Origin of the sequence: uncultured Maritalea sp., assembly GCF_937139385.1 — a bacterium.
GTDB lineage: Bacteria > Pseudomonadota > Alphaproteobacteria > Rhizobiales > Devosiaceae > Maritalea > Maritalea porphyrae_A.
This window is the reverse complement of the sequence record NZ_CAKZPW010000135.1, coordinates 1-12,083: the sequence shown is the minus strand read 5'-3', so window position 1 is coordinate 12,083 and position 12,083 is coordinate 1. Positions and strand designations below refer to the sequence as shown.

The following is a 12,083-nucleotide window of genomic DNA, read 5'->3' as shown; positions in this document are numbered from 1 at the left end:
CCTGAGTTTTGGGATCGTCAAGTAAATAAGATAATAAAACTCTTGTTTTATTGAAATGATGGAAAGCGGCACAGCTTGTCAAAATTGCTGCAATTCGTTCGACATATTGTTGAATGAAGTTTCAATGATAGGCTTGTGTCCAAGGGAGATTGTAATGCAACCGATTAGAATTGTTGGCCGAAAAGACTGGGAAAATGAACGTTTGGCTTTGCTGGCGGAGGAAAAAGAGTTTACTCGCCTTCGCGATCAGCTGAGCGCAAAAAGGCGGCAAATGCCTTGGGTGAAGGTTGAAAAAGACTATGAATTTGAAACCGAGCGCGGCTCTGAAAACTTGCGCGGCTTATTCGGTGAGAAAGAACAATTGGTGATCTATCATTTCATGATGGGCTCAAATTGGGAAAATGGCTGCAAAAGCTGTTCGTTTTGGGCGGACAATTTTGATGGTATTGATGCGCATCTGGCTGCACGCGATGTTTCCTTTAAGACGATTTCGCGCGCGCCGTTGAGCAAACTATTGCCGTGCAAAAAACGTATGGGGTGGTCGTTTGATTGGGTCTCGTCTGCGCCCAGTGACTTCAACTTTGACATGGAAGTATCATTTAGAGAAGGCGAAGAGGCGCGCTACAATTATCAGCCATTTTCAGGCGGTGATGAAATGCCGGGCATTAGTGTTTTCGCGCGAAATGGTGAGGACGTGTACCACACTTATTCCACGTTCAGCCGAGGTGTGGACTTGATGAATGGGGCCTACAACTATCTGGACCTCACGCCAAAAGGGCGGGACGAAGATGAGCTTGCCTATGGCATGGAGTGGCTTCGCCTTAGAGATAGTTATTAGGGCTTGTCGGGCGCTTTAGTAATTTTCATCAAGTCTGGCAAAAATTCGCCAACGGTTGGGGCCTTGGCGTTGAGGAACGGCATTGGGCGGGTGGCGCGCATGGCGGCGATGCCGACGCGAACGGTCATGAGGCCGTTGATGACGCCTTCGCCCAGTTTGGACGAAATACGGGCCGCAACGCCATGGCCAAGGAGTTGTTGCACCACACTATCCCCCAAGGCGATGCCGCCCGTAAGGGCGAGGTGGCCAAGAATGGCTTTGGACAAGGTCATGAAGCCGAAAAAGCCGGGGCGGGCACCGTAAAGCGTGGCGATGCGGCGGGACAGGCGAATGCTTTCGTAGAGCACGAAGGCAATATCGACAATGGCGCGGGGGCTGACGGAAGTAACCAGCGCAATGCGTTGCGCTGAGTTGGCGATGATTGTGCGGGCCTTTTTGTCGAGCGGGTGCTGCAGTTCGCGTTCGGCAAATGGTAAAACATGATCGGCATCAAAAACGCCATCTGCGCCCTGATCGTATTTCGCGACATAGCGGGCGCAATCAGCGCGTTCTGCGTAAAGAGAGCGAATATCGCTGGCGATGTTTTTGGCATTTTGCAGCTTGTGATTTTGGTGGGCAACTTGTGCGGCGTGGCGCAAATGCTCGAGCTTGCGCAGGCGCAATATGCCGAACAACTCGCGGATGATGAGCGCGAAAAGCGCCAGCAATAAAACGCCAACTGCAGCAAGGCCGACCCAGCCAAGCGCGGGGTATTGGGCGAACAGATCGGAGATTAAACGTTCAAGCGCCAAGCCAGTACCAAGCGATACCAAAAAGGCCAGCGCTGCCCAGAAGAGTTTGGACCAGATAGAGCGTTTGGGCAGGGGAATATCGTCGACCATTTCGATATCAGCGTTAAAATCTGGCTCTCGCATTTTTGCCTGAGCGACTTCGAACGCAACTGGCGCTTTTGGCGTGTCCGCTTTGGCGGATTTAACCGGTTTGGATTTGGGTGCGGTGTCTATTTCAATGGCGACAGGTTTCTTCATTGCAGCTTGTCTCCGATTAAAAACTCAATAGCGCGGTCCATGCGGATATGGGGCAATTTGAAATGACCTGTTTCAGTGGTTTGTGGTGCTGGCGGGAGAAAGCGTAAGAATTTGAGCTGGCCAATATGTTCGGCCTTGGGATCAAAAACTGATTCAGGTTTTTGCGGTAACTCACCAGGGAATAAAGCGATTTCGGTTTTGCCGTTGTATGTCTTGTCGCCCAACACTTCGCCCTTTTGGGGCGTGCCAATGATGGTTTGTAGGTTTTCGCCTTCATGTTCCACTTCGCCTTCGCGGGTGGCGCGGACGGACGAAAGGGCGATGGAAGAGGTGGCGGCACCTTTATACTGCGCGTCCCGCGCGGCGTTGGCGACCAAGTGATTGAGGATGAGTTCCAGCTGGTTATGGCTGGTGTGATGTAAATGGTCCGCCTTGGTGCTGGCAAACAGGATTTTGTCGATATTGGAGAAAAACAACGACGACAAAATGTTGTTTTGGCCCGTGCGAAAACAGGACAGAATTTCGCTGATGGCGGACTGCAAATCTTTGACCGCCGCCGGGCCTGCATTAAGGGCGGATAATGTGTCGACCAGCACGATTTGGCGGTCTAGGCGGGCGAAGTGATCGCGAAAAAATGGGCGCACCACAAGGTCTTTATATGCCTCATAGCGCTTTTCCGTTGTCGCGTAAGAACTGTTGTTGGGTTTGGTGCCAGATTGGGGAGGCAGCGGTGCGAACGAAAGGGCGGGTGAGCCTTCTAGATCTCCGGGCATCAAAAAGCGACCCGGCGGTAAGGCGGATAAGGCATGTGCGTCTTCGCGGCATTCGGTCAAATAGGCTTTGAAGGCGGTGCTGAGTTTCTGGGCTTCGGCCTCATCAAATTCCGCAACTGGCTTGATGGCATTGCTGAGCTGTTTCCATGTTTTGGCCATGTCACGACGGGCAGGTTCGCTGGCGCGTTCAAAAGCATCGGTTGACCACTGCTCAAAGGATTTATCTAGCAAGGGGAGGTCTAAAAGCCACTCGCCCGGATAATCAACAATATCAATGTTGAGCTCTTGCGGCCCGGTTATGGACCCCACCCAAGATGCGCTTTGATATTTGATGGTTAGGCGTAGTTCTGAGATTTGCCGGGTTGATGTTGGCCAGTGTCGATCTTTCCCTGTTAAGGCGGACAGGTGATCCTCAAATGCAAATCGGGGCATGGCGTGGTTGGGCAAGGGTGCCAATTTTGCGCCGATGATGCGGCCCTGTGCTAGCGGTTTGAACAAAGGTAAATTGTTGCCTTCAATCAACTGCTTGATCAGTGAGGTGATAAAGACGGTTTTGCCTGAGCGCGACAAACCAGTGACCCCCAGCCGCAAATTTGGAGTGAAAATGTTTTGGACATTGTCCACCAAATTGTCGAGCGCGATGCGTGTTTCGTCCGCCCAATTGCTCATGGAGCCTTATTCCTTGATTTGCCCTTGTTGATCACAAGGTAGGTATTTTTTGACTGATCACAAGGGCTTGGTTGCTCTGTGTTGATCGTTGCATGGATGCAACTGTACAGAATTCTTGGGTGGGGGAGGATTGTTTATGGGGTCGGAGGTTGGTAATCAACATTAAGCGCATTCAAACCAATCGTTGCGCTGGAGACACTTTATGCAAGAGATTGTGGTAAACCACTAGCTCCTGAACATCGGAGCACTTTCAGTCTTACGGGATGCCTTTGCGCTTGGCGAGGCATAGGCCCGTGCGTCTATTGCATAGTGTTGAGAACTCCATTGAATATTTCTAAATTTGAGCAGCGTGTGCTGCACGTCTTGTCACAGGGTGGCCGGATTAATTTCGTGCGAAACCCAAACGGAAAAGTGGCATCTGTCGAATGTTATACAAGAGAAGGGTACGTGCTTTCTGACTGTAGTTTGCATGTTTTTCAAAGCCTAAAAAAACGCGGATTTATAAAATCCTATGGCGGGAAAGCCTATCGCATATCTCGGAAAGGGCGCCTGTCGGTTCGCGCCCAAATCGATAATAGATAAAGGTCAACAGTGTTGCGGCTGTGTTGGATTAGAAAAAAATGCAATGCAGTCGCAAGGGGTTGTGCTGAGTTGTTGATGATTTGAGTCTGGCGCTTTGCGCGATGAATCAACGTCGCGCTACAGCGTTTTGGTCCAACTTTTGGCCCATTCCCCCAATGGCTCGAGCTTTTCAAACAGCTCGCGGCCATTGGCGGTGAGGCTGTATCCGTTTGCAGTCTTTTCCACCAAGCCCACAGCACGTAATTCTTTCAAACGGGTGTTTAAAACGGTTGGGGATGCAGAGTCGCAGCTTGCTTGTAGGTCGCGGAAGGTGCGGTCCTGTTTGGCCAAATTCCATAGTATTCCCATGGACCATCGGCGCCCAATAAGGTCAAAAAGCGCCATAATCGGCTCACCCGTTTTTGAGCCTTTGACGGGACTTTCGGGGCGGAATTGGGCTGAAAATTTTTCGTCGAATTCCGGCATTGCATTTCTCAGATGCTACAATTAGTGTAGCGCAATATGCTACAAAAATTGTAGCGATGCAAGTTGATCTGAAGGCGGGACAAATGGACAGAGCTTTAAACGTTGGTCTTTGGCTGTTGCTGGCTGTGATCTGGAGTTCGTCTTACGCGATCATCAAAATTGGGGTTGAGACAATTGATCCCGCCGTGTTGGTGTTTGGGCGTATGGGGCTTGGCGCGATCATTTTGGTCGCTGTCATGCTTTCGCGTGGCGTGCGCTTTGAAATGAGTTGGGCGGCCTGGCGCATATATTTCATTACGGGTGTGATGGGCACAGCGCTGCCGTTCTTTTTAATCTCATATGGTGAATTGCACGTGAGCAGCAGCCTTGCTGCAATTTTGATGGGTGTAGCGCCTATTGCGTCGGTTGTGTTGGCGCACTTTGTTTTAGCGGGGGAGCGGCTGACAAAACGCTCAACTTTTGGCGTGTTGCTGGGATTTGGTGGCCTTATATTGTTATTCGGCATTGATGCACTTTCAGCCATCGGGTCACACCTTGTGGGGCAAATCGCCCTGGTGGGTGCTGCGCTTTGCTATGCACTGAACACGGTGGTGATAAAACGGGCGCCAAAGCGGCACCCGTTGGAAATGGCTGCAGGATCTATGAGCGTTGGGGCATTCTTTATTGGGGTGGCGACACTGGTTTCACTGGATGTTTCAAACCTTGCCACCCCGAGTACGGAATCGGTGATTGCTGTTATCTTTCTTGGTGTGGTGCCCACCGCGTTTGCGATGATGATCTTCTTCTTTTTGGTCAACCGGATTGAAGCGAAACAAATGTCGCAGATCAATTTCGCGGTGCCCGTTGGTGGAGCCATTATCGGGGTCTTGTGGCTTGGCGAACAGTTAACCACCAACCAGCTCTTGGCATTGCCCGTTGTGGTTTTGGCGATATATTTGGTGACCAGCAAAACCGTAGTGCGCGCTGCCGCAGTGATGAGCGTGAAGCGATAGGGTTTGAGGCAATGAAGTTTATAGAAAAGTTTCAAAGTTCAATTCTCCATCTCAACAAAACTGACGCATTTGCGTTTGTGGATGCCTGCGCTGAAGTGGGCGATTTTCTGCCGGAACAGTTGGGCGTTTATAGGTTCTACGTTGCAAATCGATTTGATGACTATGAGTTAGCGCGACAAATTGAACAGGAGTACCACAAGACATATCCAGACCAGTTTAGGCTACGTTACCTGAGCGGCGGCGTTGCGATCGCTCTAGGTAACTACGTTGAGGCGGAAAACCATTTCTTGAAGTTGATCAATTATGAAGAAGAGACGGGCAAATTCTTTTCAATTGATAATGCGCTGTTGTTTCTGGCTTACATTCATAGAATCCGTGGGGATCACGAATTGGTTAAATCAACCATTGGCCGAATTGGCGACAAGACCGTTATTACGTGGGGGACCGGTGATATACCAGATCTGTCATTGAAGGATTTTGCTGAGTACGATTGAATAGTTCAAATTTGATATTGCCGAACAATGTTGTTGTGCTAAATTGAGGTTGGTCGAGCATGCACCAAGGCGTCACTGGTCTCTTTGTGGGATAGCTAAAGCTGCTTCACTTTGATCTGCATTTGAACATTTATTCAGTGCCGGTTCGTTAAGTCAGTGACCAACGACGTTTCAGCGGCACGCAGGAATGATTATGTCAAAGCAAGTCACACCTCTTTTTGTGGAGGATGTTTCCGCATTCTCTCGCGCCCTAACGAAACACCTTAGCCAAAATACCCAAGCATTGACCCATGTTCGCATGTTGAATTTGTTGGCCAAGGCGGGTGGGTTTCGTAATTTTCAACATATGAAGTCTGCGCAGAAATCTGAGGCGCGGTTGTCAAATTCTGCGCGGGTGGGCGCGGTGGATTATGCATTGGTTGATCGCGGTCTAAACCAATTTGATGATGCGGGTCGTTTGATCCGTTGGCCGGCACGCAACAAGGTGCAACAGGTCTGCATTTGGGTGCTGTGGTCAAAATTGCCTGCTGGTCAATTTCTGACAGAACGAGAGGTGAGCGACATTTTGAACAGCCAACATGAATTTGCTGACCCAGCGACATTGAGGCGCGTGATGGTCGGCTATAATATGCTGCAGCGCAACAAAGATGGGTCCGAATATTTGCGGGTTGAGCAAAAACCGCCCGCTGAGGCTGTGGCGTTGATTGGGGCGTTGAAAAGCAGGTCAGGTTGAACCGTCCTGCAATTTCCTGTGCTTTACATGGCGGGTAGAATCGCAACTATTGAGGGGCCGTATTCAGTTTTGGAGCGCCAAGCGGCACCTCATGTATAAATTGTTGGCCATTATGGCGGTCGCAGCGGTTACCGCTTCGCTTGACTTTATTTCTATTCTCACATTCGCCGGTTACGTGTTGCAAGCTGATGCAAAAGGCGTGGCCTTTATCGCAGTGGCGATGTTTTTGCCATTGTCGATTTTGGGCAAATATTACGCGCGTTTGGTTGCGAGATATTCGGCACGGGATTTGATGTTGTTCTCGCTTGTTGTTCGCGCTTTGGCGACGGGGATGATGTTTTGGGTCAATGACTTGGCGATGCTGCTGGTCTTGGTGACCCTGCGGTCAGCTGCGATTGGTCTGTTCTATCCCACAATTGCGGCGCTTGCTGAACGTTATCGTGAGCATGGCAAGTTTGCAGCTTGGACTAACCTAACGAACTCTGGCGCGCGCATCGCAGCGCCGTTGGTGGGCGGTGTGCTTGGCGTGGTGATTGGCGAGAAGTTCGTGTTTGTCGTGAGTGCTGTTGCTTGCATTTTGGTGTTGCCACTGGTGGTGATGGGCAAATTTGCTGGCGTAGAAGAGTCGAGCCAAGCCGTTAGCGCAAAGCCGGAAACGACGAGCGCGCGTGTTGGCTTAAAGATATGGTTGTTGATGGGCGTGCCCATTGTTGGGGTCAGTGGCCTTTCGGTGATGATGTCGAACTTGATGCCCTATACGTTGAACTTGTTCGAAGTGCCCAAAATACTGTTATCGGTTGCGTTGTCCCTTTCTGCGGCGACCGGCTTGTTGGTCAATCTAGCTTTCGTGCGTTGGGGCAAAAAGCCGTCGGGTTTTCCGTCCGGGATGATCGCTTTGTCGTGGTTTGGCGTGGTTGTTGGATTTTTGGGCTTGGCATTTGCGGTGCCGTCACCATTTTCGATTTATATGATCCCGTTGATGTTTATGTTGCTGACGCTTTCTAAGACCAGTTTTTCAGTGTCGATTATGGGGTATGTGTTTCAGCAACCCAAAGAACGCGCAGCGCGGCTAGCCGCGTTTGATCAGTCGCTTGGGTCAATGGCTGGTATGCTTACAACGCTTCTTGGTGCGTTCTCGCTGACCAGTGCCTCGCCAATTCCAATGATGTATGTGGCGGTGACCATTGGGGCAGGGGCTTGTTTGGTGTGGTGGTTGACGGTTGGATTGGCAGAGCGGCGCACAGCGATTGCTGGCCGTGTTTAATCAAATTGTTGCGCGCGATAATCAATCAACAATTGTTTGTACCATTGTTTGCCGAATTTGATCGTATCTAGACCATAGCGCATGGTGGCGAATTGGAAGAAGGCTACTTTTTTGAGTTCTTGGGGCACTGTTGAAAGGTCTTGTGCGGCTAGCATGCTTTCAAGCAAAACAATCCATTGATCCGCCTCATCGATATAGAGTTGGATGTGGGTGCTCACATCGCCTTTGATATGGCCCATGTAGAATAAGCGTAACATGCTTTCGTCGCGGGTTTTGAACACGGCGATGGGTTCGCTGATCCACGCCTGGAACGCTTCAGCGCCTTCTGGGGTGCGTTTGTAGACTTTTTTGATGCGCTTGCCTGTTGCTTCTTTTTGGCTCGTTACATAGCCTTGTTTTTCGAGCTTTATCAGGGCTGGGTGGATGGAGCCGATTGATGTGTTGTAAAACATCGTCGTTGAGCGCTCCATGGTCTTTTTTAGGTCATAAAGACTGGCCTCGCTGTAAGCGAGGAGCCCTAAAATGATCATATCTTGCATGGCGTACTCAGTGTTGAATCAGTTCGGTGCCCGCAAGCTTGGCGATTTCGCCAGTGCCGCGCAAGTGCAGGTTAAAGAACTGAAGCAAAGATGCATTGAGGTTTTCGCGCATTGCTATGTTGTCGATCGGCCCTAGTTGTCCGAGCCATTTCATCATTTTGATCTCATTGAGATCGCTGAAATTCATGTGAGATGCGCCTTTAAACGTGCGCTCGCAGCCATGGGTGGCGATGGCGATTTGGCGGTTGGCCCATGAGAAATCGCTTGGGATGCCGGCTTGGTTGTTGGAGTCTGCATATGCGAAGCAGAAGTTTGCGGTTGGGCTTTCTTTCAATGACCAGGTGAAAACGGGGCCATCCAAATTGAAGGCGGCTTTGATGCGCTCGTCGTTCATGCCCATGTGGGTTGCAACCGCACCGCCGAACGAGTGGCCAAAGTATCCGATTTTATCGAGGTCCATTTTGCCAGCCAACGCATTTTCAATTTCCCCCGTTTGTAGTTTTGGCAAAGCGTTCAGCACCAGACTATTGTTCTCAATCCACTCGGGGAATTGGTCCACAATGTCTGCAAATGCTTCTTGTTGAATTGCGCTCATGGCTACATTCCATTCGTTGAGTGAATTGGCGGCGCGCAGTTCGTTGTTACCGCGCTGTTGGCGCAATAGGAGTGTTTTTATCTCATCATCTTCATAATCGGCGATGTCCGGACCGCGAAGAACTGTTTGCACTTCATTTTTGCTCAATAAGCTGTGGCGGGGATGGTTGAGGGCAATAACGATGTACCCGTGGCTGGCCAGTTCGGTAATCTGGTGGCTATTCTGAGTGGCATACATACCGTGACCGTGATTGAAGACGAGAATTGGGTGCTGACCATTGGCCACAGGTGCGTCTGTGTAAGCGGGCAGGGCCCGCTCGTCTTGCATAGCGATGGTTGGAGCGTTGTAGGCCTTGCCAAACTCTTGCGCCAACTCCACGGGGATCGCTTGGGGCTGTTGGTCGGTTTTGGCAGTCGCTGGATAGAAGATTTGCAAATCAACCCAGCGCTCGCCTTGTTCCACGGCAAATCGTTGGTAGCCCACAATGTTGGGGCCCGTCGGCTTGGGTAGTGCAGGTTGAAGTTGGGAATAAAGCACGCCAACCGCTCCAACCAAAATGAAAAGAGGAACCACAACATACCAAACACGTTTCATATTTTTGCTCCAAAGTAATCGGTCTGGATGGTATATATGTATCTATTAGATATATTGCAAGTGTGATTTTGGCGAAGGGCGAAAAGTCCAAGGTGGGGCGATAATCCAACTGGTCCCCCATCAAGTGCGGGACGGCTTGCCATAATGGAGTGACTAATCGTTGATCGCGCGGATCGGAATGCTGTTGTGCGCCAACACGTAACAAGCCAATTTGATGCGGTGGTTGAATTTGGTAGGCGCAAAAAAGCCAAGCGTTGAGAAATCAATCGCTTGGCTGTGTTTGCTGATGATGTGAATCAGATATCGCGATTATTTGCCGATATTATCCAGATCATATTCGGTTGTTTGGTACATCTGGTTGATCCAGTTGCCGAACAGCAAATAGGCATGTGAGCGCCAACGGTTTAACGGTTCTTTGGTCACATCGTCGTTCGGAAAAGTGTTGATCGGCGGTTGGATGTCGAGCCCTGCTTCTTTGTCACGCAAATACTCTTCAGCCAAAGAGCGATGATCATATTCGAGGTGATTGAGCATGAACAACTGGCGATTTTCTGCATCATCCAGCAAGCAAAGACCCACTTCGCTCGAACTCACCAAAATCTCCAAATCCTTTGGCACCGACGCTTCGTCGATATCGTTGATGCGCGAAACGGGAATGGCAAAATCGTCTGAAAAGCCCAAAAGATATTTCGAGGCAGTTGCAGCTGCTTGATGACGATAGACACCGAAGGCCTTTTTAGGCCGGCGGAAACGTTGAACTTTGTGGAAGTAATGCAAAGCCGCTTGCGCGCCCCAGCACACAAACATGGTTGTGTGCACATTGGTGCGCGTCCAATCCATGATTTCTTTCATCTCGTCCCAATAGCCCACATCTTCAAATTCCAAATGCGCAATGGGGGCGCCGGTGATGATGAAACCGTCAAACTTGCGGTGTTTCACTTCGTCCCAAGTTTTGTAAAAGCTTTCGAGGTGCGTTTGAGGTGTGTTCTTGGATTGATGCTCGGTTATGCGCACCAAAGTGAGATCTACCTGCAAAGGCGTTGCACCGATCAGTCTTGTGAACTGCGTTTCTGTGCGCTCTTTGTTGGGCATGAGATTGAGCAAACCAATTTGCAGCGGGCGAATATCTTGCCGGGCAGCACGATCTTCGTCCATTACCATAACGCCCTCTGCTTCCAGCACTTTGCGAGCGGGCAGATCGTTGGGAATTTTGATGGGCATGGAAATACTCCAATTTGAGTTGCTAAAAATCTGACGGGTCAGATCTGGGTTTTCAACATTTAAGGGTAAAGAAGATTTAGGCGGAAGAGGTTAAGAACTCAACCAGCATGGCGGTGTGCAACCGCCATCATCATCATCGCGTCGAAATCTTTGTCGTCGCGGATGGTTTCATAGTCGCGTGCTTCTACGATGTAGCCAAATTTGTCGGCGATCGCTTGATAAATAGGCAAACGATGACGCACAAGGGCGGCGAAGCCCCAAACAGCAAAATCGTCTGGGTCCACATCTTTATCGTTAGCAATGTTCTTTTCGGCCTTGTACCGGCCCCAAGCGTTTTCAAGCATGTCTGGGCTATAATACATGGGCTTGGGCGCTTTGACAAAGTTTGAAATCAAACGTTGTTCGTCTTCTTGTGTGCCACGAATATACAAAAGGGCAGTGTGAGGTGTGACCGCTTGGATTACCGGATCGTTTGGATCGTTGGGGTCAACCACTTCACAGAATGAACCGGACGTATCAGCTATGAAGTGATCATAGCCATAAATGTCCTGCGCACGTTTGATGAAATAGGCGGTATCTTGCATAGCCGATATTTCAGCAATGCGGTGTTGGGCTTGGCGGCGTTTGAACTCGGCAAATTCAAGCCCACCTTTTTCTGGATCGCCAGGTTGTCCCAAATAGGTCGAAAGGGGTGACAAGTTGTGGAACGTGATGTTTGAACCAATATAAATACTGTCGGAGCGCAATAGGCCCGCAAGAAATGGGTCGCGCATCGCCCGCTTTTTGAAGTTATCGACAATATGCTCGCCCATATAGCGGGTGCCAATGCGATAATCGACAGAATAGTGAAACCAACCTGAACGGCGCAACTGACTGGCGACCATGGTTTTGCCAACGCCAGACATACCAAAGGTCGTCACCGCTTTTTGCGGGCTCTCTTGATACTCATTTGCGCTTGCAAAAAGCATTTTGCACCTTGAGGTTGGGCCCCAAATGGCAGGGCGCATAAACGTTGAATTGCTCATAGCTGAGAATGGTTGCGCCCGCAAGCCAGACAATATGTGTTTGGTTCATTCTGTTGCGTGGTGGGTAAAACTTGCCGTGTGCCGGGCTGAATCTGCCGCATAACAGGCGTTTGGTGCCGTGTGTTTTTAATGAAATCCTTTTGAATCAAGGCGTTATGAATCTGGCACTGTAATTGCATTCTATTTGGCAACAGATGCGTGCGTCGTGATCAAAAGGAGAATGTAATGGGTATTTATGGTGCGTTGGCGACTGCAGTGACGGGGCTTCAGG

General features: G+C 50.1%; 13 protein-coding genes. 6 read left to right on the top strand and 7 right to left on the bottom strand.

The genetic code is table 11. The annotated features are described in order from the left end of the window. The first annotated feature begins 154 nt into the window (after positions 1-154). Positions 155-838, top strand: coding sequence for a DUF899 domain-containing protein (locus tag Q0231_RS05635; RefSeq protein ID WP_299346133.1), 684 nt, complete (start codon positions 155-157; stop codon positions 836-838). Here Q0231_RS05635 and Q0231_RS05630 read toward each other — a convergent pair. Further along, the gene (locus Q0231_RS05630; RefSeq protein ID WP_299346130.1) at positions 835-1,866 is read right to left on the bottom strand and encodes a TIGR01620 family protein; all 1,032 of its coding nucleotides are present in this window, start codon (positions 1,864-1,866) and stop codon (positions 835-837) included. The two genes, Q0231_RS05635 and Q0231_RS05630, sit on opposite strands and share 4 nt — an antisense overlap. Next, positions 1,863-3,308: a YcjX family protein gene (locus Q0231_RS05625; RefSeq protein WP_299346127.1), complete on the bottom strand. Its 1,446-nt coding sequence runs from the start codon at positions 3,306-3,308 to the stop codon at positions 1,863-1,865. Before Q0231_RS05625 ends, Q0231_RS05630 begins: the two co-directional genes overlap by 4 nt. Before the next feature lie 324 nt (positions 3,309-3,632). On the opposite strand from Q0231_RS05625, the gene Q0231_RS05620 reads away from it, so the two are divergent. Beyond that, positions 3,633-3,890, top strand: coding sequence for a YjhX family toxin (locus Q0231_RS05620; RefSeq protein WP_269393829.1), 258 nt, complete (start codon positions 3,633-3,635; stop codon positions 3,888-3,890). A gap of 117 nt (positions 3,891-4,007) precedes the next feature. Here Q0231_RS05620 and Q0231_RS05615 read toward each other — a convergent pair whose 3' ends face one another. After that, positions 4,008-4,355, bottom strand: coding sequence for a helix-turn-helix domain-containing protein (locus Q0231_RS05615; protein WP_299346122.1), 348 nt, complete (start codon positions 4,353-4,355; stop codon positions 4,008-4,010). 83 nt (positions 4,356-4,438) lie between these two features. Between Q0231_RS05615 and Q0231_RS05610 the strand changes: the two genes are divergently transcribed. From Q0231_RS05610 to Q0231_RS05595, 4 genes are all read left to right on the top strand, one after another. Beyond that, positions 4,439-5,347 (top strand): DMT family transporter, encoded by a 909-nt coding sequence (locus tag Q0231_RS05610; RefSeq protein WP_299346119.1) that lies wholly within the window; start codon positions 4,439-4,441, stop codon positions 5,345-5,347. Between the two features lie 11 nt (positions 5,348-5,358). Further along, positions 5,359-5,841: a hypothetical protein gene (locus tag Q0231_RS05605; protein ID WP_299346115.1), complete on the top strand. Its 483-nt coding sequence runs from the start codon at positions 5,359-5,361 to the stop codon at positions 5,839-5,841. A 193-nt stretch (positions 5,842-6,034) separates the two neighbouring features. Next, entirely contained in the window at positions 6,035-6,574 is a 540-nt protein-coding gene (locus tag Q0231_RS05600) for a DUF2087 domain-containing protein (RefSeq protein WP_299346113.1), read from the top strand. 91 nt (positions 6,575-6,665) lie between these two features. Then, on the top strand, positions 6,666-7,838 hold the full coding sequence (locus Q0231_RS05595) for an MFS transporter (protein ID WP_299346110.1): 1,173 nt from the start codon (positions 6,666-6,668) through the stop codon (positions 7,836-7,838). On the opposite strand, the gene Q0231_RS05590 is transcribed toward Q0231_RS05595, so the two are convergent. The 4 genes from Q0231_RS05590 to Q0231_RS05575 all read right to left on the bottom strand — a co-directional run bounded on the left by Q0231_RS05590 (position 7,835) and on the right by Q0231_RS05575 (position 11,755). Next, the gene (locus tag Q0231_RS05590) at positions 7,835-8,377 is read right to left on the bottom strand and encodes a PadR family transcriptional regulator (RefSeq protein ID WP_299346107.1); all 543 of its coding nucleotides are present in this window, start codon (positions 8,375-8,377) and stop codon (positions 7,835-7,837) included. The two genes, Q0231_RS05595 and Q0231_RS05590, sit on opposite strands and share 4 nt — an antisense overlap. 7 nt (positions 8,378-8,384) lie before the next feature. Continuing rightward, positions 8,385-9,566, bottom strand: coding sequence for a hypothetical protein (locus Q0231_RS05585; protein WP_299346104.1), 1,182 nt, complete (start codon positions 9,564-9,566; stop codon positions 8,385-8,387). A gap of 309 nt (positions 9,567-9,875) precedes the next feature. Further along, a complete protein-coding gene (metA, locus tag Q0231_RS05580; protein ID WP_299346101.1) occupies positions 9,876-10,787 on the bottom strand; it encodes a homoserine O-succinyltransferase in 912 nt (303 codons plus the stop codon). Positions 10,788-10,885: 98 nt separating this feature from the next. Continuing rightward, a complete protein-coding gene (locus Q0231_RS05575) occupies positions 10,886-11,755 on the bottom strand; it encodes an ATPase (protein WP_269393838.1) in 870 nt (289 codons plus the stop codon). Positions 11,756-12,083 lie beyond the last annotated feature (328 nt).

Excerpts from the sequence above, each read along its gene's own strand:
- Q0231_RS05595 (WP_299346110.1), top strand. The coding sequence starts at position 6,666 with ATGTATAAATTGTTGGCCATTATGGCGGTCGCAGCGGTTACCGCTTCG.
- Q0231_RS05585 (WP_299346104.1), bottom strand. The coding sequence starts at position 9,566 with ATGAAACGTGTTTGGTATGTTGTGGTTCCTCTTTTCATTTTGGTTGGA.
- Q0231_RS05625 (WP_299346127.1), bottom strand. The coding sequence starts at position 3,308 with ATGAGCAATTGGGCGGACGAAACACGCATCGCGCTCGACAATTTGGTG.
- Q0231_RS05615 (WP_299346122.1), bottom strand. The coding sequence starts at position 4,355 with ATGCCGGAATTCGACGAAAAATTTTCAGCCCAATTCCGCCCCGAAAGT.
- Q0231_RS05610 (WP_299346119.1), top strand. The coding sequence starts at position 4,439 with ATGGACAGAGCTTTAAACGTTGGTCTTTGGCTGTTGCTGGCTGTGATC.
- Q0231_RS05630 (WP_299346130.1), bottom strand. The coding sequence starts at position 1,866 with ATGAAGAAACCTGTCGCCATTGAAATAGACACCGCACCCAAATCCAAA.
- Q0231_RS05600 (WP_299346113.1), top strand. The coding sequence starts at position 6,035 with ATGTCAAAGCAAGTCACACCTCTTTTTGTGGAGGATGTTTCCGCATTC.
- metA (WP_299346101.1), bottom strand. The coding sequence starts at position 10,787 with ATGCCCATCAAAATTCCCAACGATCTGCCCGCTCGCAAAGTGCTGGAA.
- Q0231_RS05575 (WP_269393838.1), bottom strand. The coding sequence starts at position 11,755 with ATGCTTTTTGCAAGCGCAAATGAGTATCAAGAGAGCCCGCAAAAAGCG.
- Q0231_RS05605 (WP_299346115.1), top strand. The coding sequence starts at position 5,359 with ATGAAGTTTATAGAAAAGTTTCAAAGTTCAATTCTCCATCTCAACAAA.
- Q0231_RS05590 (WP_299346107.1), bottom strand. The coding sequence starts at position 8,377 with ATGCAAGATATGATCATTTTAGGGCTCCTCGCTTACAGCGAGGCCAGT.
- Q0231_RS05635 (WP_299346133.1), top strand. The coding sequence starts at position 155 with ATGCAACCGATTAGAATTGTTGGCCGAAAAGACTGGGAAAATGAACGT.